Here is a 21446-nt window from a genome sequence, read left to right on the forward strand (position 1 = left end):
CCACCGACCAGAGGAACCCATGAGCACCGACCGCAGCCCCCGGGTGCTGGCCGTCGCCCACCGCGGCGACCCGTACCGCCACCGCGAGAACACCCTGCCCTCCGTCGAGTCCGCGCTCGCCGCCGGCGCCGACGCCGTCGAGGTGGACGTCCAGCTCACCCGCGACAAGGTGCCGGTCCTGCTGCACGACCGCACCCTGGAACGGCTCTGGGGAGACCCGCGCCCGATCGACCGGGTCACCGCCGAGCAGCTGGACGAGCTGCGGCAGGGCCCGCTCGCCGTCCCCACGCTCGCCGAGGCGATCAAGGCGGTCACCGCCGTCGAGGGCCGCCGGCTGCTGATCGACCTGGACGAGCCCGGGCCGGCAGCCGCCACCTGGTCCGTGGTCACCGGACTCGGCGCCGAACGGCAGGTCGCCTTCTGCGGGCCCGTCACCGCGATGCTCGCCGTGCGCGCGCTGACCCCGGACGCCGAGATCGCGCTCACCTGGAAGCAGCCCAGGATGCCCGTCCGCAGCCTGTTGGACGACCTGCGCCCGCGCTACCTCAACCCGCCGTTCGGCCTGGTCACCCCCGAGTTCACCGCCGCCGCCGCGGACGCCGGACTCGCCGTCTCCACCTGGACCGCCGACCGGCGCCGCACCATGCGCCGCCTGCGCGACGCCGGCGTCGCCTCGATCACCACCAACCGGATCGCCCTGCTGCGCGCGGTGCTGGACGGCCGCCGGTGACGGCTCCGGAGCCGGTGCTGGGGCGGCGGGCGCTGGGCCGGGCCCTGCTGGCCCGTCAGCACCTGCTCGCCCGCACCGACCGGACGGCCACCGCGACGATCCACCACCTCGGCGGCCTCCAGGCCCAGGCCGCACCGCAGCCGCCCTACCTCGGGCTGCTCGCCCGGCTCGACGGCTTCACGCCCGAGCGGTTGAGCACCCTGATCGAGCAGCGGGCGGCGGTCCGGATCGCCCTCCAGCGCGGCACCATCCACCTGGTCACCGCCGAGGACTGCCTGACGCTGCGCCCCCTGCTCCAGCCCGTCCTGGACCAGGGGCTGCGCACCACCTACGGCAAACGGCTGACCGGGCTGGACCTGGACGCGCTCGCCGCCGAGGCCCGGGAGCTGGTCGAGGCGCAGCCGCGCACCTTCCAGCAGCTGGGCGCGCTGCTCGCCGCGACCCGCCCGGACCGAGACCCGGCCGCACTCGCCCAGGCGGCCCGCTGCCTGCTGCCGCTGGTGCAGGTGCCGCCGCGCGGCCTGTGGGGGCGCGGCGGGCCGGCCGCGCACACCACCGCCGAGTCCTGGCTCGGCCGCACGCTCGACCCGGCGCCCGCCGTCGAGGACCTGGTGCTGCGCTACCTCGCCGCCTTCGGGCCGGCCACCGCGGCCGACCTCAAGAAGTGGTCCGGCCTCGGTGGGCTCGCCCCGGTGGTGCGGCGGCTCGCGCCGCGGCTGCTGACCTTCCGCGACGAGCAGGGCCGAGTGCTGTACGACCTGCCGCAGGCGCCCCGGCCGGAGGAGGACACCCCGGCACCGGTGCGGCTGGTCGCGCCGTTCGACAACCTGCTGCTCTCGCACGCGGACCGGACCAGGGTGCTGCCGGAGGAGTACCGCGCGCGGGTGATGACGCAGAACGGGATCGTGCTCGGCACCCTGCTGGTGGACGGGCTGGTCGCCGGTTCCTGGCAGCTGACGGCGGAGCAGGAGGTCGTCCTGCGGCCCTTCACGGCGCTGCGGCGGGCCGACCGGCAGGCGGCGGAGGCCGAGGCGGAGCGGGTGCTGGCCTTCGCGGCCGAGCGCGGCGACCGCGGCGGCGACGGGGGCCACGGCGACCGCGACGGGGGCCGGGTCCGGAACGGCGGCGGGACGGTCCGCTTCGAGGCGGTCGAGTAGGGACACGACGGGCGGACCGTCACATTCTCTGCTGAGCTGGATCGGTTCGGACTCATCGACGATCCCGGCGGAGGTGGCCTTGTCCGTGGAGCGCCCGCCCGGCGGACCGCAGCGGCCCGACGACCGCCGGCCGTACCTGATGCTGCCGCCCGTCCTGCGGCGGGCGGCGGCCTGGTCGGCGGCGGTGATCCTGCTGATCGCCGTCGCCTCGCTGGTGGTGTTCGCGCTGGTCGAGCTGCGGGCCGCGACGGTGCCCTTCATCCTGGCGCTGCTCGGGGCCTCGCTGCTCTACCCGGTGGTTCCGTGGCTGGTGCGGCACGGCGTCGGGCGGGGCCTGGCCGCCGGGCTGACCTGCGCGGTCCTGGTCGTCGCGGGCGGCGGGGTGATCGCCCTGCTGGTCAACTCCCTGGTGCACAGCGCCCCGCAGATCGCCGAGGCGCTGCCCGCGGCCGGGCGGAGGCTGGAGCAGTGGCTGGGGCCGCTCGGGCAGAAGATCCAGCACGCCCTGAACAACGCCAAGGGCGAGACCAACTCGCTGGTCTCGACCCTGACGACCAGCGTGCTGTCCGGACTCGGGCTGCTCACCCAGCTGATCACCGGCGGGGTGCTGGCGCTCGCACTGGTCTTCTTCTTCCTCCGCGACGGGCACCGCACCGGCGACGCCATCCGCTCCTACCTGCCCGGGCGCGGCGCCGAGACCGTCATCGCCTGTGCGGAGCGGGCCTTCGCGGCGATGGCCGGCTTCATGCGCGGCACCACGCTGATCGCCCTGATCGACGCGGGCTTCATCACCATCGGCCTGCTCGCCCTCGGGGTGCCCGGCGCGCCCGGCCTCGGCGCGCTGGTCTTCATGGGCGCCTACATCCCCTTCGTCGGGGCGTTCCTGTCCGGCACGGTGGCGGTCCTGGTCGCCCTCGCCGACGGCGGTCTCGGCACGGCGCTCTGGGCCCTCGGGGTGGTGCTCACCGTCCAGATGATCGAGGGCAACGTCCTGCAGCCGGTCATCCAGAGCCGCACGGTCGAGCTGCACCCGGCGACCATCATGGTCGCCGTGGTGGCCGGCTCCGGCATCGCCGGGATCATCGGCGCCCTGCTCGCGGTGCCGGTCTGCGCGGCGGCCACGGGGGTCATCTCGGTCCTGCGCGGTCTCCCGGGGCGGGACGCGTAATCCGCTTGTGGTGGGGGTGCGGGCATGGCAGCATCTCTAACGCGACAGGAGTCGCGATAGCAAAGGGGGGGGTGTCCGTGGAACTGATCGAGGTGTCCGACCGGGGGGCAGGGCCGTACGGGGTGGCCGTGGGGCCGGACGGCGGCGTGTGGTTCACGCTGGTGCACAGCGGGGAGATCGGGCGGCTGGCAGCGGACGGGACGGTGCGGCACCACGGGCTCGGGGCGCCGGACTGCGGACCGGCGGTGATCGCGGCCGGTCCGGACGGGGCACTGTGGTTCAGCCGGATGCGGGACCACCGGATCGGGCGGATCACGGTGGACGGGCGGGTCGACTCGTTCGCGGTGCCGACGGCGGACGCCGGGCCGTACGGCATCGCCGCCGGGCCGGACGGGGCGCTCTGGTTCACCGAGACGAACGCGGACCGGATCGGGCGGATCACCGTGGACGGCGAGGTGACCGAATACCTGCTGCCGGTCACCGGGGCCTTCCCGGCGTTGCTCACGGCCGGTCCGGACGGCGCCCTGTGGTGCACGCTCAACCGGGCGGACGCGGTGGCGCGGATCGGCACGGACGGGGAGGTGACCGTCCACCGGCTGCCGACCCCGGGCACCGCGCCGGTCGGGATCACCGCCGGGGCGGACGGCGCCCTCTGGTACGTCGGCATCGGCGGCGGGCTGGTCGGGCGGATCACCGTCGACGGCGAGGTGACCGAGCACCCGCTGGCCGACCGGGCCGCCAAGCCGCACGCGATCGCGGCGGCGCCGGACGGCCGACTCTGGTTCACCGAGTGGGGCGCCGGCCGGATCGGGGTGCTCGGCCCGGACGGGCGGCCGGACGGGTACCCGGTCCCGGGCGCCGGCGCCGAGCCGCACGGCATCGCCGTCGCCCCGGACGGCGCGGTGTACGCGGCGCTGGAGCGCGGGCAGCTCCTCCGCCTGGCGCCGGGTCAGGGCCGACGGGCAGCGCCGGGTCAGTGCTGACGGCCGACGGCCCGGCGCCGGTCACCGCTGACGGCCGACGGCCCGGCGCCGGTCACCGCTGGCGGGCAGCGCCGGGTCACGGCTGACGGCGCAGCAGCTCCTCCAGGTCGGCGAGGAGGCCGAGGGCGGCGGCGCGGTCGGGGGCCGGCTCCGGGGCGGGGGCCCGGTCGGCGAGGACCCGCAGGGCGGCGGCGGCCTGACGGGCGAACATGGCCAGCAGGTCCAGCTCGGGCAGGCTCGCGCGGGCCTGCGGGGCCGGGTCCAGCACCTCCAGGACGCCGAGGACCCGGCTGCCGTGGGTGAGCGGCGCGGCCATCAGGGCGTTCGGGACGTAGGCGGTGGACTCGGCGAAGTCCCGGTCGAAGGTGCGGTTCGCACCCAGGTCGTCGACCACCATCGGCTCGCCCGAGGCGGCGACCCAGCCGGCGATGCCCCGGCCGGCCGGGAAGCGGCGGCCGACCAGGGACTCCTCGCCGCGCCCGGAGACGGCCTGGAAGACCAGCTCCCCGGCCGACTCGTCGAGCAGGCAGACCGAGCCGGCCTGCGCGTCGAAGATCGCCCGGGCGACGTCCACCACGGACTGCAGCAGCTCGCGGGCCAGCGGATCGACGGCGGGGTCAGTGCTGAGCGTCATCGGGCGCCTCCGGGGTGGGGGTGGTCGGGACCTGGACGTTGGCCGCGGTGAGGTAGAGCGCGCTCTTGAGCTGGAAGGTGGTCAGCCGCGGCCGCCGGGACAGGACGCGGGCGCAGAGCCCGGCCACGTAGGGGGTGGCGAAGCTGTTGCCGGTGGTGCGGATGGTGGCGCCGCCGAGCCAGGGCACCCGGACGTTCTGGCCGGGCGCGAAGAACTCCACCGGCGGCGCCGGGTTGTACAGGTGCAGGGCCGGGTCGTCCTCCTGGTGGCTGCCGACCGAGATGACCGAGGAGAAGCGCCACGGGAAGCTCTCCACCGGGGTGTTGTGGGCGGAGGCGACGATCGCGGTGCGGGCGAAGTAGGCGTCGTCGGCGATCGCGTGCAGCTCCTCCAGGAAGCGGGTCCGGGTGGTGGAGAGGCTGAGGTTGACGACGTCGAAGCCCTGCCGGACGGCCCAGCGCAGCCCGGCGATCAGCATGTCGCCGGTGCCGGTGAAGCGCTCGCCGAGGACCCGGACGCTGTAGAGCTCGCAGTCCGGGGCGGTGCGGCGGATGATGCCGGCGCAGGCGGTGCCGTGGCCGCAGGTGTCGCCGGCGGTGTCCGGGCGGACGGTCAGCTCCCGGGTCACCGGGTCCTTGACCACCGCCCAGGACCCCTGCAGCGGGCCGACCAGCGGGTGGTCCGGCTCGACGCCGGAGTCCACCACGCAGACCCGCACGCCCTTGCCGGTGCCCGCGTCGCCGGCGTCGGGGGCCCCGGACGCGACCGCGTCCGCCCCGAGGGCGTCGGCCAGCACCGGGAGGTCGGCGGGGGAGCGGTCGCGCAGGCTCCAGGTGAGGCCGGCCGGGCCGCTCACTTGGTGCCCCCGAGCCGCTCGGCCCGCCGCACGCCGGGCAGGTGGCCCTTGGCGGCGAAGCGGTCCCGGGCGGTGGCGGCGGCCTCGGCGGCCTCGGCGGGGCGGCCGAGCAGCAGCAGGGCGTGCGCGCGGTCGACCGCGGTGAGCGCCTGGAGCAGCAGCGATTCGGTGGCCCCGGCGGCGTCCAGGGCGGCCGCGGTCAGGTCCAGCGCGGGCTGGACCTCGCCCCGGGCGGCGGCGAGCCGGCCGCGCAGCGCGTCCAGCTCGATCGCGAGCACCGGCGGCAGCGCGGCGGCGGCGTCCGCGCCGTCCAGGTGCTGGGCGGCCTCGGCCGGACGGTCGGTGTCCAGCAGGACCCGGGCGGTGGTGAGGGCGAGGCGCGGCAGCGGCGCGGCGGTGCCCTGGTGGCGGGCGATCTCGGCGGCGTCGGCCAGCAGGTCCAGGGCCTGGCCGCACTGGCCGGTGGCGGCCGCCGCCTGGGCGGTCAGCGCGGGCAGCGCCACCATCGCCTCGGCCAGCGACAGCTCCCCGGCCAGGCCGTTGGCCTCGGCGAGCAGCAGCTCGGCCTCGTCGGGGCGGTCGCGCAGGGCCAGCAGGACGGCCAGCGGGCCGTTCAGCGCGACCCGGACGGTCCGGCGGCCTGCACCGTGCTCGGCGAGCAGGGCCCGCAGCCGGAAGGTGGCGTTCGGGACGGGCTCGGGGCCGGCCAGCAGCGAGGCGGCCAGCGCCGCCAGCACGGCGGCCCGGTCCAGCTCGGCGTCGGTGCGCGAGACCCGGTCGAGGGCCTGGTCCAGCAGCTGCTCGGCCTCGGTGTGCCGCCCGGCCAGCAGGTGCTCCTCGGCCAGCCGCAGCAGGGCGCGGGCCCGGCCGAGGTCGTCCCCGGTGTCGGTGAACAGCGGCAGGACGGCGCGGGCGGTGGCGGCGGGCTGGTCCTGGCCGGGCGGCAGGCCGCGGGCGGCCAGGGCGAGCCGGGCGTGCGCGGCGTCCAGCGGGTCGGCGGCCGCGTCGCGCACCTGGGCGAGGACGGGCAGGGCCTCGTCGGCGCGGCCGAGGGCGAGGCGGGCCTCGCCGAGGCGGCGCAGCACGGGGCCGGCGGCGCGCTCGTTGGGGTAGTGCAGCCGGACGGCGCGCTCCAGCAGGTCGGTGGCGGTGGGCAGGTCGGCGCCGGCCAGGGCCCGGGCCCCGGCGGCGCCCAGGGCGGCGGCCGCCCGGGTGCGCAGGGTGTCGGTGCGGGCGTCCAGCAGGCCGAGTTCCAGCCGGTAGCGGTGGGCGCGCTCCAGGTGGCCGCCGACGGCGGCGGGCCCGGTGGAGCGGACGGCCGGCAGGTCGGCGGCCCGTTCGTGGCGCTCGGCGCGGGCCCGCTTGGACATCGACTGGTAGACCGACTCCTGGACCAGGCCGCTGCTGAACCGGTAGCCGGTGCCGGTCGGTTCGACCAGGCGGCGCTCGGCCAGCCGGGCGAGCGCGGCGTGCAGCCGGGGCGGGGTGCCGTCCGCCTCGGCGGGCGGACCGACCGGCAGGCCGTCGATCGGGCCGGTGAAGACGTCGTCCTCGGGATCGGCGAAGGCGTCCTGATCGGAGCCGCCGTGCGCGAGTTCGGCCAGTTCGGCGGCGGTGAAGGCGCGTCCGAGGACGGCGGCGAGGTCCAGCGTGGCGCGCTCGTCGCGCTCCAGCCCGTCGATCTGGGCGCTGAGCAACGCCCGTCCGGTGGGCGGGAGTTCGTCGGCCAGGGCGGGGCCCTCGGCCTCGGTGAGGGCGGCCAGCAGCTCCTCCAGGTGCAGCGGGTTGCCCTCGGCGCGCTCCAGCAACCGGGTCGGAACGGTGTCCTGGTGGGCGCTCAGCTCGGTCAACTGGGCGGCCAACAGCGCCGATTCGTCCCAGGACAGGCCGCCGACCGGCAGCGTCGGCAGCTCCGGGCGGGCGGCCTGGAGCTCGGGCCGCGCCAGACCGAGCAGCAGCACGGGAGCCGAGCCGAGCAGCTCGACCAGTCGCTCGGCGGCGTCCAACAGGACCGGGCCGGCCCACTGGCAGTCGTCCAGGACGAGGACGGCGGGGCGCTCCACGGTGCGGCCGCGCAGGATCGCGGCCAGCAGCTCCAGCGACCGCCCGGCGCCGATCCCCGGCGCGGTCGCCTCGTCCAGCCGGGCCAGCGCCTCGGCCGGCGCCGCGCCCTCGGGCTCGTCCAGCAGGGTGCGCACCGCCTCGGCGAGCGGCGCCAGCACGCCCTGCTCGCCGAAGCTGCGGCACCGGGCGGTGCCGCAGCGCGCGGTGCGCCGGCCCACCCGCTCGCGCCACTCGCGCACCAGGCGGGTCTTGCCGATCCCGGCCTCGCCCGCCACCAGCAGCAGCTCGGCCCCCGAGCCGCCCGCCACCCGGGCCAACGCGGCGTCCAGACCGGCCAGTTCGCGATCCCGGCCGACCAGCGGCACGTCGAAGCGGCGCAGCAGCTCCGGGTCGTCCTCGTCCAGGCCGACCAGGCGGTAGGCGGTGACCGGCTCGGCCTTGCCCTTGAGTCGCAGCGGGCCGACCTCGTCCACCTGGGCGGCCGGGCCGGCCGCGCGCAGCGTCTGCGGGCCGATCAGCACCTGGCCGGGGGCGGCCTGGGTCTGCAGCCGGGCGGCGATGTTCACGGTCTCGCCGGAGATCAGCGCCTGGCGCGCCGAGGCATCCGAACCCGCCACCACCTGACCGGTGTTGACGCCGATCCGGACGTCCAGCCGGACCCCGAGGGTGGCGTCCAGCTCGGTGTTGAGGTCCTCCAGGTCCTCCAGCATGGCGAGCGCGGCGGCCAGCGCCCGGTGGGCGTCGTCCTCCCGGATCACCGGCACGCCGAAGACGGCCATCACGGCGTCGCCGATGAACTTCTCCAGGGTGCCGCCGTGCGCCTCGATCCGGTGGTGCATCCGCTCGAAGTAGCGCAGGATCACCTCGCGCAGGGTCTCCGGGTCGAGCGCGCCGGACAGCGCGGTGGAGTCGACCAGATCGCAGAAGACCACCGTGACCAGTTTGCGCTCCTCGGCGGCCAGGTCGAGGGCGGCCGCCCGGGGCGTGCCGCAGGAGGGGCAGAACTGGTCGTTCGTGGCGACGAGTTGGGCGCAGAGTGGGCAGGGCATGGGGGCCGTCCTTCGGTCGTCCTCCGCGGTGCGGGGCGTACGGGGCGCGGGCGGTGCGGATGCTCGGGCGCGGGGCTGTCCGGGCGCCCGGACAGCCGGGCGCAGGGGGTGTTCGGGTACTCGGGCCAGGGTTGCGGCGGCGGCTTCGGGCCCGGTTCGGGAACGCCCGGCGATCGGTATGGCCGCAGGCCGCGCGGGGTGCTGCGGGGCCGGAGGGCACCCCGCGCCGCCGGGCGGGCGCCGCCGACGGGGCCCCGGCCTGCGGCCATACCGGTGGCCAACCGCCGCCGAAGCCGGGCGCAGCCGGCCCCTCCCACCATGGTCGGTGCGGCGGGCAGCCGCTCGCCGTCACCGTGACGGCCCACCTGTGGAAGGGAGTTCGACCATGGCTGAGAACATCGACCAGAACGTCGGCGAGAACGACGAGGAGACCCCGGAGGTCGAGGCGCACGCCGCCAACGTCCTGGACCTGCAGTCGATGAAGGTCCTCGCCGAGGCCTCGGACGGCAACTGCTTCAGCCTGATCAGCTACGTCGGCGGCGCCGAGACCTCGGCCTGACCGACCGGTCGCGGATCGAACCACCGAGCCGGACGCGGGGACGGGCGCACCCTCGCCCCCGGCGGCCGGCCGGCGCAAGGCTTCCGGGGCGGTCCCGTCGACACGGGGCCGCCCCGGCCCGATGTCACCCCGGCCCGATGTCACGCCCCCAGGAGGACGGCCATGGAGCCCACCCCGCTCGCCCGCAACCGGGACTTCCGGCTGCTCTGGGCCGGCGGCCTGCTGGCCTCGCTCGGCTCCCAACTCGCCTCGATCGCCCTGCCGTTGCTCGTCCTTCGGGAGACCGGCTCGGCCGCCCGCGCGGGCGCCATCGGCACCGTCTCGGTCGGTGCGCTGCTGCTCACCATGCTGCCCGGCGGCGTGCTCGCCGACCGGATCGAGCGGCGCCGGCTGATGCGGATCTGCGACGTCGGCAGCCTGCTCGCGGTCAGCGCCCTGGTCGTCGCCGTGCTGCGCGGGCACACCCCGCTGGCGCTGGTGCTGCTGGTCGCCGCCGCCGGGGCGCTGATCTCCAGCGTCTACGGGCCCGCCGCCGGCGCCCTGCTGCGCGCGGTGGTGCCGCGCGACCAGGCCCGGGAGGCCTCGTCCCGGATGCAGGCGCGCGGCGCCGCGGCCCGGCTGGCCGGACCGATCGGCGGCGGCGCCCTGTTCGGCTGGCACCCGGTGCTGCCGTTCCTCGCCGAGGGCGTCGGACTGCTGCTGTCCACGGTCTGCGTGGCCCTGATCCGGACCCGCTCGAAACCCGCCGAGAAGAGCGGATCGGTCTTCAGCAAGCAGGAGTTGACCGCCGGGCTGGCCTTCATCTGGCAGCAGCCCTACCTGCGCACCCTGCTGCTGATCTTCGGCCTGGGGATGAACTTCGCCTTCAGTGCGCTGATGTTCGCCACCTTGGCCGTCGCCTCCGACGGCGGCCGCTCCGGCGTCGGCGGCGGCACCGTGGTCTCCTGCACCGCGGCCGGAGCGCTGGCGGGTGCGCTGCTCGCCCCGAGGCTGGGCGCCCGGGCGCGCGACGGCAGCCTGGTGGCGCTCGCCTGCTGGGCCTCCGCGCTGACGGCGGGCGTGCTGACGGTGACCCGGGTGCCGCTGGTGATCGGGCTGCTCTGCGCGGCCTGCATGTGCCTGTCCACCGTCGCCAGCATCGGCTTCGTCTCCGGCATGCTGCTCGCCGCGCCGCCGGACCGGATCGGGCGGGTGCAGAGCGCCGCCGGCTTCCTCTCCACCCTGATCCAGCCGTTCGGCCCGCTGGTGGGCGGCACCCTGCTCGGCGCGGTCGGCGGCACCCGGACCTTCGGGCTGCTCGCCCTCGCCATCGCGCTGTGCGCGGCCGTGGTCACCTGGGCGCCGCCGGTGCGGCGCGGACCGGTGCCGGTGCCCGCCGTCTGACCCGCCCCGCACCACCCGCCCCGGAGCGACCGGAAGAGGAGGCGCGCCATGGCCGGCGCCCACGAGACCCAGCTGTACTGCCTCGCCGACCCGATGTACTACGACACCCCGGGCCGACTGCGCGACCGGGCGAGCCGCTACGCGCCGGGGCTCGGCGAACCGCCCGCCGGCTGGCGACGCGAGCAGCGGGGGCTGTGGACGGTGCTGCGGCCCGACGGCGTCCCGCTGCCGGAGCAGGGCTGGAAGCTGCACGTGTCGGCGGTGGAGGACGGCGCCGAGGAGACGCTGGCCGTCGTCCACCGGATCTGCGCGCAGCGCCGGGTGGCGTTCAAGTTCCTGCGCAGCGCTGCGGCGCTGCGGGTCGCCAACGGCAAGTTCACCGGGCGCGGGAGCAGCGGCAAGTTCATCACCGCCTACCCCCGGTCGGACGCGGAATTCGCCGCACTGGCCGAGGAGTTGGCACGGGAACTGGACGGCCGCCCCGGACCGTACGTGCTGACCGACCTGCGGATCGGCACCGCCCCGGTGTACGCACGCTACGGCGCGTTCGTCGAACTCTGGTGCGAGGACGGGGCCGGACGGCCGGTGCCCGCGCTGCGGGACCCCTCCGGCACCCTCGTCCCGGACCCGCGCGAGCCGGTGTTCCGGCTGCCGGAGTGGGTCGAGCCGCCCGAGGTGCTGCGCCCGCACCTGGCCGCGCGGGACGCGGCCGTCGGGGACCTGCCGTACCGGATCCTGGAGGTGCTGCAGTTCTCCGCCGCCGGCGGGATCTACCTCGCCGAGCGCCCGGGCACCGGGGAGAGGGTCGTGCTGCGCGAAGCCCGGCCGCACGCCGGACTGGACGCCGCCGGGGCGGACGCGGTGACCCGGCTGCGGCGCGAACAGTGGGCGCTGGAGCGGCTGGCCGGACTGGACTGCGTGCCCCGGCTGCACGAGGTGCGGACGGTGTGGGAGCACACCTTCCTCGTGCAGGAGCACGTCGAGGGCGTCCAGCTGTTCGACGAGGCGGTCCGGCGTTACCCGCTGGTGCACCAGGACTGCACGGCCGAGCAGCGCGCCGAGTACGCGCAGTGGGTCGACGGGGTGGTCGCCGGGCTGGAGAAGGCGCTCGGCGCGCTGCACGGGCGGGGTGTGCGCTTCGGGGACCTGCACCCGGCCAACGTGCGGCTCCGGCCGGACGGTTCGGTGGTGCTGGTGGACTTCGAGTACGCGGCGGAGGCGGACGACCGGCTGGTGCCCGCGGCCGGCGCGGCCGGGCTGCGGATCCCGCCGGGGCTCGACGGCACCGACGCGGACCGGTACATGCTGTGGGCGACCTGGCTGATGCTGCTGATGCCGGTGCTGGAGCTGGCCGACCGCGACGAGGGGAAGCTCACGGCGCTGGAACGGCGGGCGCGGGAGTGGTTCGGACTCGGGCCGGAGGAGGGGCCGGTGCGTCCAGGGGTGCTGACGGCGCGGACGGAGTCGGTGAGGGAACGGCGGGGCCGGGAGCTGCTGGACGGCCCGTCCTGGACGCGGGCCCGCCGCGAACTGGTCGCGGGCATCCACGCGGGAGCCACCCCCGACCGGCCGGACCGGCTCTTCCCCGGGGACGTCGCCGGGTTCGCCGACGGCGGCACGGGCGTCGCGCACGGCGCCGCCGGCGTGCTGTACGCGCTGCACCGGGCAGGCGCCGACTGGCCGCAGGAGTACGCCGACTGGCTGGTCGCGGCACTGCGCCGGCGCGGGGCCCGGCCGGGCACGGGCGGGCTGTACGACGGCCCGCTCGGCACCGCCGTGGTGCTGGCCCGCACCGGGCGGGCGGAGGCGGCCGCGGAACTGCTGGCGGCGGCCCGCACCGCCCGTCCGGCGCGCCAGGTCGGCCTGTTCGGCGGGCGGGCCGGTGCCACGCTCGCCCGGCTGCGGCTGGCGGAGGCGCTGGGTGGCCGGCGGGAGGAGGCGGACGCGCTGGCCGACGCCTGCGAGCTGGCGGCGGTGGTCCGCGGCGAGCCGGTGGACGGGCTGGACGCGCCCTCGGCGGCCGGGCTGCTGTACGGGCTGGCGGGAATCGCCCTGCTGCAGCTGCGGCTCTACCGCCGGACCGGCGAGCCGTGGCTGCTGGACGCGGCGCGGCTGGCGCTGGAGCGCGCCGTGGCGCAGTGCGTACGGGTGCCGGACGGGTCGCTGCAGGTGCTGGAGGCGGGACGGCGGCTGGCCTACCTGGACCGGGGGAGCAGCGGGATCGCGCTGGTGCTGCGGGAGTACCTGGAGACGGCCGCACTGCCCGGCGGGCAGGAGTTCCTGGCCGACGTCCGGACGGTCTGCGGGCCCGGGTTCGTCCGGGAACCGGGACTGTTCCGGGGACGGGTCGGGCTGACCCTGGCGCTGCGGGGGCTGGGCGGCGCGCCGGAGGCCGTGGCCGGGCAGGTGGCGCGGCTGCAGTGGCACCTGGTGGCGCGGCCCGAGGGGCTGCTGGTGCCGGGGATGCGGCTGCGCCGGTTCTCGGCGGACCTGCACACCGGGGCGGCGGGTGTGCTGCTGGGGCTGTGGGGGCTGGAGGAGGAGCGGGGGGACGTGCTGGACCTGCTGACCCTGGGGTGAGGCCGGGGGGCCGGGGGGCCGGGAAGGCCGGTGACTCGGGGGCTCGGTGGCCCGGCGGCCCGGGGGCAGCCGTCTCCGGGCCCTTCGCGGCTGCCTCCGGCCCCGGCGTGGCGTCAGGAGACCACGGCGCGGCGTCAGGAGACCACGGTGAGCGGGTCCGCGGCGTGCTCGCGGGCGTGCAGGTGGGTGAGCCGGGGGAGCGCGTAGAGCGCGGCGTGGGCGGTGACCTCCCCGGTGGGCGAGGTGACGGCCCCGGTGTCGGTGAGCGCCTCCAGGGTGCGCAGGGCCAGCCGCTCGGGGCGGCCGAGGGCGGCGGCCGCCTCGGGGAGGGTGAAGAGCAGGGACAGCGGCAGGGCGGCGAGCCGGGCGAGGGCGAGGCGGCCCTGGTCGGTGAGGTCCCGCCAGCCCGAGTCGAGCCGGTCCCGGACGGTGACGTCCCCGGCCTCCAGCTCGTCCAGGGCGCCCGCCGGGTCCTCCAGCCGGGCCGCGTACTCCGCGAGCGGCAGGTGGCGCAGCACGGCCAGCCGGGTGCCGGCCACCCGGACGGCGAGGGGCAGCAGCCCGCAGGCGTCCACGATCCGGGCGGCGGCCGCGCGGTCGGTGCCGATCCGGCCGGTGCCCACGATGCGGCCGAGCAGTTCCAGGGCCTCGGCGGGAGTGAGCGGCGGGACGGTGGTCCGGTGCACCGAGGCCAGCCCGGCGAGCTGGCTGCGGGAGGTGACCAGGACGGCGCTCGGGCCGTGACCCGGCAGCAGTTCCCGGACCACGGCCTCGTCCGGGGCGTCGTCCAGGACCAGCAGCATCCGGCGGCCGGCGAGCGAGGCGCGCCAGAGGGCGGTGGCCCGGCCGGGGTCGGCGGGGGCGCGATCCGCCGGGGAGGCGCCCGGCCGGGCGGTGAGGGAGGCCAGTTCGGCGAGCACCTCGGGCAGCGCACGCGGGGTGCCGTCGCCGGTGCGCAGCCGCACCAGCAGCCGGCCGTCCGGGAAACGGTCGGCGAGCAGCCGGCCGGCGTGGACGGCGAGCGCGGTCTTGCCGCTGCCGGCCGGCCCGGAGAGCACCGTGACGCGGCCGCTGCCCTCGCCCAACCGGTCGACCAGTTCGCGCAGTTCGGCCGTCCTGCCGGTGAAGTCGGCGGTGTCGGCGGGCAGCAGGTCGCCGTGCGGGGCGGTGCCGCGCTCCGGGCGGGCCGCGGCGGGCCCGGTCCGGCCGCGGGCGAGCAGCTCGCGGTAGCGGGCGGTCAGCGCGGGGCTCGGCTCCAGGCCCAACTCGCGTGCGAGCAGCTGGCGGTGGGTGTCGTAGACGGCGAGCGCCTCGGCCTGGCGGCCGGAGAGGTGGAGGGCGTTCATCCGGGCCGCCTGGAGGCGTTCGCGCAGCGGGTGGCGCTCGGCGAGCTCGGCCAGCTCCTCCACGACGTCCGCGGCGTTGCCCAGCTCCAACTCGGTCTCCGCCCAGTCCTCGTGGACGCCCAGGCAGCGGGCCTCCAACCGGCGTGCCTCGGCCTCGACGGCGGGTGAGGAGCGCAGGTCGGCGAGCGGCGCGCCGTGCCACAGGTCGAGGGCCTGGCGCAGCAGCCGGGCGGCGGGGGCGAGCGCGCCGCCGTCGGCCGCGGCCCGGCCGGCCCTGGCGAGGGCGCGGAACTGCAGCAGGTCGAGCTCGGGTTCGGCCGCCCGGAGCAGGTAGCCGCCGGCCGAGTGGACCAGCCGGTCGGGCCCCTCCTCGCGGCCGAGCAGGGTGCGCAGGGTGCAGATGTAGACCTGGAGGTTCTTGCGGGCGGTGCGCGGCGGCTCCTCCGGCCAGACGGCGTCGGTGAGCAGGTCGACCGGGACGGCCGTGTTGGCGCGGCTCAGCAGGACGGCCAGCACCAGCCGCTGCTTCAGCGGCCCGAGGGCCAGCGGCCGGCCGGCGGCCTCGCCGGTGAGCGGGCCGAGGACGGAGAAGCGCAGCCGGGTGGCGGCGGCGGGCTGGGCCAGGGGCATCGGCGTACCTCCGGGGCGAGGGCGGGGCGTGACCGTCCGGCGAGGGTGAGGGCTGTGCGTGGGCGGGCTGTGCGTGGGCGGGTGCGGTGCGGTGCGGTGCGTATTGCGGTGCGTGGTGCGGTGCGCGGTGCGACCGACGGTTCGACCGCGGTCGTCGCTGCGCGCAGGCTACTTGACGGTCGATCGGGGCTGAAGGGCACGGAATCGGGCCGGTTCGCGCACGCCGTCCTCACAACCGGGGCGTCCGGGGGCCGGGCCGGCGGGGTGTTCCGCACCGCGGTGCGGACGGTGTTCCGGCAGGTCGGGCCGGGTGCGTCACGGTGCCGGGGCCCGGTGCGCGGCCGGCGTACGGGCGTCCGTCGGCCGGGTGTTCGGGTGTGCGGGGAGGGCGGTGCTCCGGTGGTTCTCGACCGGGGCTCCGCAGTCGGGCGAGCACGGCCCGAGCGGACGGGCCGACGGCCGGGAGGTCCCGGCCCACCGGTCGGGAAGTCCCGGTCCGGCGCCGGGAACTCGGGTCCAGCGGCCCCGGGCGGGCGGGCCCAAGGGCCCTGGGGCCGGGAGGCGGCCTGTTCGGATCATGGAGCGCCAATCATTCGTACGACGTTCCTAAGGAGTGGGTCCTTGAGCGCCATCCAGGCACAGGGCGACCCCACGCGACCGCCGACGGCCGTACCGGCCGCGGCGGTTCGGGCCAGGAGGCCCGGTTCGGCCCTGGTCAGGCTGTTGACCACCACCGATCACAAGACGATCGGCACCATGTACCTGGTGTCGTCGTTCGCGTTCTTCCTGATCGGCGGCGTCCTCGCCCTGGTCATGCGTGCCGAACTCGCCCGGCCGGGGACCCAGATCCTCTCCAACGAGCAGTTCAACCAGGCCTTCACCATGCACGGCTCGGTGATGCTGCTGCTGTTCGCGATGCCGCTGTTCACGGGCTTCGCGAACTGGATCATGCCGCTGCAGATCGGCTCCCCGGACGTGGCCTTCCCGCGGCTGAACATGCTGTCCTTCTGGCTGTTCATGTTCGGCTCGCTGATCGCCGCCGCCGGCTTCGCCACCCCGCAGGGCGCCGCCGACTTCGGCTGGTTCCTCTACGCGCCGCTGTCCGACGCGGTCCACTCGCCCGGCGTCGGCTCCGACATGTGGATCATGGGGGTGACGCTCTCCGGCTTCGGCAGCATCTTCGGCGCCGTCAACTTCATCACCACGATCATCTGCATGCGCGCCCCGGGCATGACGATGTTCCGGATGTCCATCTTCTGCTGGAACGTGCTGCTCACCTCGGTGCTGGTGCTGATGGTCTTCCCGGTGCTGGCCGCCGCGCTGCTGGCCCTGGAGTGCGACCGCAAGTTCGGCTCGCACGTCTTCGACCCGGCCAACGGCGGGGCGATGCTGTGGCAACACCTGTTCTGGTTCTTCGGGCACCCGGAGGTGTACATCCTGGCGCTGCCGTTCTTCGGCATCGTGTCGGAGGTCATCCCGGTGTTCAGCCGCAAGCCGATGTTCGGCTACGCGGGACTCATCGCCGCGACGGTGGCCATCGCGGGCCTGTCGGTGACGGTGTGGGCGCACCACATGTACGTCACCGGGCAGGTGCTGCTGCCGTTCTTCTCCTTCATGACCTTCCTGATCGCGGTCCCGACCGGTGTGAAGTTCTTCAACTGGGTCGGCACGATGTGGAAGGGCTCGCTGAGCTTCGAGACCCCGATGCTCTGGACGGTCGGCTTCCTGGTCACCTTCCTCTTCGGCGGTCTGACCGGCGTGCTGCTCGCCGCGCCGCCGATCGACTTCCACGTCTCGGACTCGTACTTCGTCGTCGCCCACTTCCACTACACGCTCTTCGGCACCGTGGTGTACGCGATGTTCGCCGGCTTCCACTTCTGGTGGCCGAAGATGACCGGCAAGAAGCTGGACGAGCGGCTCGGCAAGATCACTTTCTGGACGTTGACGGTCGGCTTCCACGCCACCTTCCTGGTGCAGCACTGGCTCGGCGCGGAGGGCATGCCCCGCCGCTACGCCGACTACCTGGCCTCGGAGGGGTTCACCACCCTGAACACCGTCTCGACCATCGGCTCCTTCCTGCTCGGCCTGTCGATCCTGCCGTTCCTCTACAACGTCTGGAAGACCGCCAAGTACGGCGAGAAGGTCACCGAGGACGACCCGTGGGGCTGGGGCCGGTCCCTGGAGTGGGCGACCTCCTGCCCGCCGCCGCGGCACAACTTCGTCAAGCTGCCCCGGATCCGCTCCGAATCCCCGGCCTTCGACCTCCACCACCCGGACATCGCGGCCCGCGACGTCCTGGTGCACAGCGGCAAGCCCGCCGCCCACCTGGGCGACGTGGAGCCGGTGAAGTACGACCGGCCGCTGAGCCGGGCGGACCGGGCGCGGGTGTCCTCGGGCTCCGCCGCCGCCTCGACCGCACCGACCGCACCGGCCGTGGCGTCCGGCGCCCCGGCGTCGTCCACCGCGACCGCCGCGACCGACGACCCGCCCCCCTCGGACGGCTGAGGCCGCCCCCCGAACGCCGTCCCCGCCCGCGTCGCTGCCCCCGGGCGGGCGGGGACGGCCCCGCTCCCTCACCCCTTCGTGACCAGGAAGGCCGGGTCGTGAACCACACCGTTCTCGCCATCGGCACCGCTGCCCTCACCGCGAGCGGCTGTGTCTGGTACCTGCCCGCCATCGCCGACCTCCAGGCCGGCGCCGACCGCCCCCGCTCCACCCGGACCGCCGCGGCGGCCTGCGTGCTGTGGTGGGCGGCGCTCGCGCTGGCGGGCGGACTGCTGCTCGTCGTGCCGGACTGGCGGCCCGCCGCACAGATCGCCCTCGCCGGTCTGGTCGGCGGCACGGCGCTGCGGGTGCGGGCGCTCCGGGACCGCCGGCGCGAGGTGCGGGAGACGGCGGCGCGCTGGGCCGCGCTGGACACCGGCCCGGCGCCGCGCACCGGCTGGCCGCTCGCCGTCGCCCTCGCCGGCTGGCTGGTGGTCGGCGCCGCCGTCGCCTCGCTGGGCGCGGCGGCGATCCTGCTGTCGGGCGGCGGCGGGGCCGGCCCGCGCGTGGTCCTGGCCGCGGTCAGCGGCGCGGCGGTCGCCCTCGCGTTCCTGCTGATGGGGCTGGGGAACGTCCGCCGTCCGGGGCGCTGAACCCGGCGCAATGGGGCCGTTCGACCCTGGGACCCGGCCGCGCCGCGGGTGATGATGCCCTGGGCCCCGCTGGGAGTGTGCGGGGGTGACGAAGGTGGAGCCGCGTGATGGCGACCAAGACGGAGGGGGCCGGGACCCCGGCCCCGGTCCGGGTGTTCCTGCTGGACGACCACGAGGTGGTGCGCCGCGGGGTGCACGACCTGCTGGACGGCGAGCCGGACCTGGAGGTGGTCGGCGAGGCCGCGACCGCAGAGCAGGCGCTGGTCCGGGTACCGGCGCTGCGCCCCGACGTCGCCGTGCTGGACGTCCGGCTGGCCGACGGCGACGGCGTCTCGGTCTGCCGTGAACTGCGCTCCCGGATGCCCGACCTCGCCTGTCTGATGCTCACCTCCTTCGACGACGAGGAGGCACTGCTGGACGCCGTGATGGCGGGCGCCGCCGGCTACGTGCTGAAGCAGATCAGCGGCACCGACCTGGTCGCCGCCGTCCGCACCGTCGCCTCCGGCCGCTCGATGCTCGACCCCGGCGCCGCCACCCGCCTGCTCAACCGGCTGCGCAGCGACGCCGAACCCGTCCAGCCGGTCACCACCGGCCCCGGGCTGACCGTGCGCGAGCAGGAGGTGCTGGCGCTGATCGGCGAGGGCCTGACCAACCGGCAGATCGGCGAACGCCTCTACCTCGCCGAGAAGACGGTGAAGAACCACGTCTCGCGGCTGCTCGCCAAGCTCGGCGTGGAGCGGCGGGTGCAGGCGGCCCTGATCGCCACCGAGCTGCGCCAGGCGTCCGCCGCCGCGCAGTCCTCCCCGCTGCGCGGCGGCCGGGGCTGACCGGCCCGGGGGCCGCTGGTACCGCGGTGCGGGGCCCTCGGCGGGCTCCGCCGGGACCATCGGCCCTCGTGATCGGACCCGGCCCCGGGTGAGCATCGCTCGCATGAACCACGATCAGGTCCGGGACCCCCGGCACTCCTCGTCCGACCGGCCCGCGCTGCCCGAACTCCGCGAACTCGACCGGAACCGGGCCCTGGAGCTGCTGGGCCGGGCCGACGTCGGACGGGTGGTCTACACCGTCGACGCCCTCCCGGCCGTCCTGCCGGTGCCGTTCCGGCTGGTGCCCGGCGGCGTGCTCGTCTCCGCACCCGCCGAGGCCGGACTGGCCCGGGCGGTCGACGGCGCGGTGATCGCCTTCGAGGCCGACGAGGTGGACGGCCGGGACGGCTCCGGCTGGTTCGTCACCGTCCTCGGCCACGCCCAGGTCCGCCGGGGCACCGCCGACGCGGCGGACACGCTGCGGATCCGGATCCGCCCGGAACTGGTCATCGGCCGCTGCCTGGCGTGAGGCTGCCGGACTGCCGGACTGCCGGGCCAACGGACTGCCGGTCCGACGGCCCGTGACCGGAGGCGGTCCGTCCCCTACGCTGGGCCGGACACCGCCGACGGAGGGACCGCGACGCCATGTTCGACCCCGTGATCGCCGCGCTGTACGAGCGCGACGAGACCAGCCGGACGCTGGGCATCGCCCTGGAGGAGGCGTCCACCGGCCGTGCGGTGATGCGGATGACGGTGGCCGCGACGATGGTGAACGGGCACGGCACCGCGCACGGTGGCTTCCTGTTCCTGCTGGCCGACGCGGCGTTCTCGTACGCCTGCAACAGCCACGGTCCGGTGACCGTCGCCCAGGCCGCGCAGGTGGCCTTCCTGGCCCCGGCGGCCGTCGGGGACGAGCTGGTCGCCGAGGCGGTGGAGCGTTCGCGGGCCGGGCGCAGCGGGATCTACGACGTGACGGTGCGCCGGGTGGACGGCAGGGTGATCGCCGAGTTCCGGGGGCAGAGCGTCGTCATCGGGGGCCGGCCGCAGTCGGGTTGAGCGGCCGGCCCGCCGTCGCGACTACTCCTGCGGGCGCTCGTCCAGGACCTGCTGGAGTTTGCCGGTCCGGGGGTTGGTGACCAGCTCCGAGCGCGGCACCCACTCCACCGCGAGGTGGTGGAGGCTGCCGACGGCGACCTCCGACGGGTAGAGCGGGAGGGCGGCGTACACGGCCTCGACCAGCCGGCCGGCGAGGTCGGCGGGCGGCTGGTCGAGGTGGCCGAGGCGCAGGATCAGGCCGTCCCGGCCGTCCCAGCGGCGCTGCACCAGCTGCATCCCGGCGATGTGCCGGCCGGGGTCGGCGGCGATCAGCACGGCCCGGACCTCCTCGGTGGGCAGGGTGACGGTGCCGACCCGGGCGCCCTCGGTGGAGCGGCCGAGCAGGCGGAAGCGGCGGCACCCGTCGTCCGCCCACTCGGCGCGGTCGCCGGTCGGGTAGCGCAGGATCGGCATCAGGGTGCGGAAGAGGTTGGTGACCACGACCCGGCCGGGCGTGCCGGGCGTGGTGATCGCCTCGCCGGTGACCTCGTCGAGGAGTTCCACCACCGTGCGGTCGGCGAAGGCCTCGTGGACCCGGACGTCGTCCCCGGGGACGGGCGCGCCCACCAGCCCGGCGTCGTTGGAGGCGTAGCCGACGGAGGCGACGGCCGCCTTCGGGAAGGCGCGGGAGAGCAGCGGGCGCAGGTCGGTGAAGAGCAGGTCCCCGCCGAACAGCAGCAGTTCCACCCCCTCGGCGCTCTCGCCGCGCCCGATCAGGCACTCGGCGACGGCGCTGAGCTTCATCGGCTCGCCGGCCAGCACCTGGACGCCGAAGCCGGTGATCAGGTCGGCGACGTACGGGTTCGGGGCGGCGCCGCCGACGCCGAGGCGGACGTTGTCCACGGGGGCGTGGTGCAGGGCGTTCTCGATGTACAGGAAGCCGCCGTAGAGTTCGCCGGCGGTGAAGAGGTTGGCCACCCGGTGCCCGGGCCGCAGCCCGGCCCGGACGAGTCCGGCGCCGAAGGCGGTCACCGAGTCGGCGTGCTCGGTGCGGGTCCACGGCGAGAACTTGGGGACGCCGGTGGTGCCGCCGGTCTTGTAGACGCCGGCGTCGGTGAGCGGGCCGGTCAGCACCCGGTTGTCGGGCCACGTGTTGGCGGCCCAGAACGCGGCCTGGTCGATCACGGGGAGCAGGTCGAGCCGGTCGACGCCCGGGGGCAGGTCGCGGTAGAGCTCGGCGTAGAACGGCGAGTCGGCGCGGGCGATCCGGATCAGCTCGGCCAGGGGTTTCGCGGGCATGGGCGGACTCCGTGGATGGGGAGGGAGACG

The 21446-nt window shown here is 76.2% G+C and carries 17 protein-coding genes; 12 read left to right on the forward strand and 5 right to left on the reverse strand.

Annotation, left to right across the window (positions count from 1 at the left end):
• Positions 1 to 19 precede the first annotated feature (19 nt).
• The 4 genes from ACFV04_RS10455 (at position 20) to ACFV04_RS10470 (ending at position 4038) form a co-directional block, all read left to right on the forward strand.
• A complete protein-coding gene (locus ACFV04_RS10455; protein ID WP_380344953.1) occupies positions 20 to 730 on the forward strand; it encodes a glycerophosphodiester phosphodiesterase in 711 nt (236 codons plus the stop codon).
• Positions 727 to 1887: a winged helix DNA-binding domain-containing protein gene (locus ACFV04_RS10460; RefSeq protein WP_380528239.1), complete on the forward strand. Its 1161-nt coding sequence runs from the start codon at positions 727 to 729 to the stop codon at positions 1885 to 1887. The genes ACFV04_RS10455 and ACFV04_RS10460 overlap by 4 nt, the downstream gene beginning before the upstream one ends.
• 85 nt (positions 1888 to 1972) lie before the next feature.
• Positions 1973 to 3055: an AI-2E family transporter gene (locus tag ACFV04_RS10465; RefSeq protein ID WP_380344951.1), complete on the forward strand. Its 1083-nt coding sequence runs from the start codon at positions 1973 to 1975 to the stop codon at positions 3053 to 3055.
• Positions 3056 to 3126: 71 nt separating this feature from the next.
• The gene (locus ACFV04_RS10470) at positions 3127 to 4038 is read left to right on the forward strand and encodes a virginiamycin B lyase (protein ID WP_380528242.1); all 912 of its coding nucleotides are present in this window, start codon (positions 3127 to 3129) and stop codon (positions 4036 to 4038) included.
• Positions 4039 to 4114: 76 nt separating this feature from the next.
• Here the strand turns inward: ACFV04_RS10470 and ACFV04_RS10475 are convergent, their stop codons facing one another.
• Genes ACFV04_RS10475 through ACFV04_RS10485 form a run of 3 tightly spaced genes read right to left on the reverse strand, consistent with a single transcriptional unit; the run spans position 4115 to position 8641 of the window.
• Positions 4115 to 4672, reverse strand: a complete 558-nt coding sequence (locus ACFV04_RS10475; RefSeq protein WP_360254482.1) for a GAF domain-containing protein — start codon at positions 4670 to 4672, stop codon at positions 4115 to 4117.
• Positions 4656 to 5528 (reverse strand): S8 family serine peptidase, encoded by an 873-nt coding sequence (locus ACFV04_RS10480; protein ID WP_380528244.1) that lies wholly within the window; start codon positions 5526 to 5528, stop codon positions 4656 to 4658. Before ACFV04_RS10480 ends, ACFV04_RS10475 begins: the two co-directional genes overlap by 17 nt.
• Positions 5525 to 8641 (reverse strand): adenylate/guanylate cyclase domain-containing protein, encoded by a 3117-nt coding sequence (locus tag ACFV04_RS10485; protein ID WP_380528246.1) that lies wholly within the window; start codon positions 8639 to 8641, stop codon positions 5525 to 5527. The genes ACFV04_RS10480 and ACFV04_RS10485 overlap by 4 nt, the downstream gene beginning before the upstream one ends.
• A gap of 385 nt (positions 8642 to 9026) precedes the next feature.
• Between ACFV04_RS10485 and ACFV04_RS10490 the strand changes: the two genes are divergently transcribed.
• From ACFV04_RS10490 to lanKC, 3 genes are all read left to right on the forward strand, one after another.
• A complete protein-coding gene (locus tag ACFV04_RS10490; protein ID WP_380528248.1) occupies positions 9027 to 9200 on the forward strand; it encodes a hypothetical protein in 174 nt (57 codons plus the stop codon).
• 162 nt (positions 9201 to 9362) lie between these two features.
• On the forward strand, positions 9363 to 10583 hold the full coding sequence (locus ACFV04_RS10495) for an MFS transporter (protein WP_380528250.1): 1221 nt from the start codon (positions 9363 to 9365) through the stop codon (positions 10581 to 10583).
• 48 nt (positions 10584 to 10631) lie between these two features.
• The gene (gene lanKC / locus ACFV04_RS10500) at positions 10632 to 13163 is read left to right on the forward strand and encodes a class III lanthionine synthetase LanKC (protein ID WP_380528251.1); all 2532 of its coding nucleotides are present in this window, start codon (positions 10632 to 10634) and stop codon (positions 13161 to 13163) included.
• Between the two features lie 134 nt (positions 13164 to 13297).
• On the opposite strand, the gene ACFV04_RS10505 is transcribed toward lanKC, so the two are convergent.
• Positions 13298 to 15139 (reverse strand): BTAD domain-containing putative transcriptional regulator, encoded by a 1842-nt coding sequence (locus ACFV04_RS10505; RefSeq protein WP_380344939.1) that lies wholly within the window; start codon positions 15137 to 15139, stop codon positions 13298 to 13300.
• 630 nt (positions 15140 to 15769) lie between these two features.
• Between ACFV04_RS10505 and ctaD the strand changes: the two genes are divergently transcribed.
• The 5 genes from ctaD (at position 15770) to paaI (ending at position 20138) form a co-directional block, all read left to right on the forward strand.
• Positions 15770 to 17644 (forward strand): cytochrome c oxidase subunit I, encoded by a 1875-nt coding sequence (ctaD, locus tag ACFV04_RS10510; RefSeq protein WP_380528293.1) that lies wholly within the window; start codon positions 15770 to 15772, stop codon positions 17642 to 17644.
• Between the two features lie 98 nt (positions 17645 to 17742).
• The gene (locus ACFV04_RS10515; RefSeq protein WP_380528253.1) at positions 17743 to 18276 is read left to right on the forward strand and encodes a hypothetical protein; all 534 of its coding nucleotides are present in this window, start codon (positions 17743 to 17745) and stop codon (positions 18274 to 18276) included.
• A gap of 107 nt (positions 18277 to 18383) precedes the next feature.
• Positions 18384 to 19103, forward strand: a complete 720-nt coding sequence (locus ACFV04_RS10520) for a response regulator (protein ID WP_380528255.1) — start codon at positions 18384 to 18386, stop codon at positions 19101 to 19103.
• Between the two features lie 103 nt (positions 19104 to 19206).
• On the forward strand, positions 19207 to 19611 hold the full coding sequence (locus ACFV04_RS10525) for a pyridoxamine 5'-phosphate oxidase family protein (RefSeq protein WP_360254464.1): 405 nt from the start codon (positions 19207 to 19209) through the stop codon (positions 19609 to 19611).
• 116 nt (positions 19612 to 19727) lie between these two features.
• The gene (paaI, locus tag ACFV04_RS10530; RefSeq protein WP_380344932.1) at positions 19728 to 20138 is read left to right on the forward strand and encodes a hydroxyphenylacetyl-CoA thioesterase PaaI; all 411 of its coding nucleotides are present in this window, start codon (positions 19728 to 19730) and stop codon (positions 20136 to 20138) included.
• 21 nt (positions 20139 to 20159) lie between these two features.
• Here paaI and ACFV04_RS10535 read toward each other — a convergent pair whose 3' ends face one another.
• On the reverse strand, positions 20160 to 21416 hold the full coding sequence (locus tag ACFV04_RS10535; RefSeq protein WP_380528258.1) for a phenylacetate--CoA ligase family protein: 1257 nt from the start codon (positions 21414 to 21416) through the stop codon (positions 20160 to 20162).
• Positions 21417 to 21446 lie beyond the last annotated feature (30 nt).

The organism is Kitasatospora sp. NPDC059599 (assembly GCF_042735125.1).
Lineage (GTDB): Bacteria > Actinomycetota > Actinomycetes > Streptomycetales > Streptomycetaceae > Kitasatospora.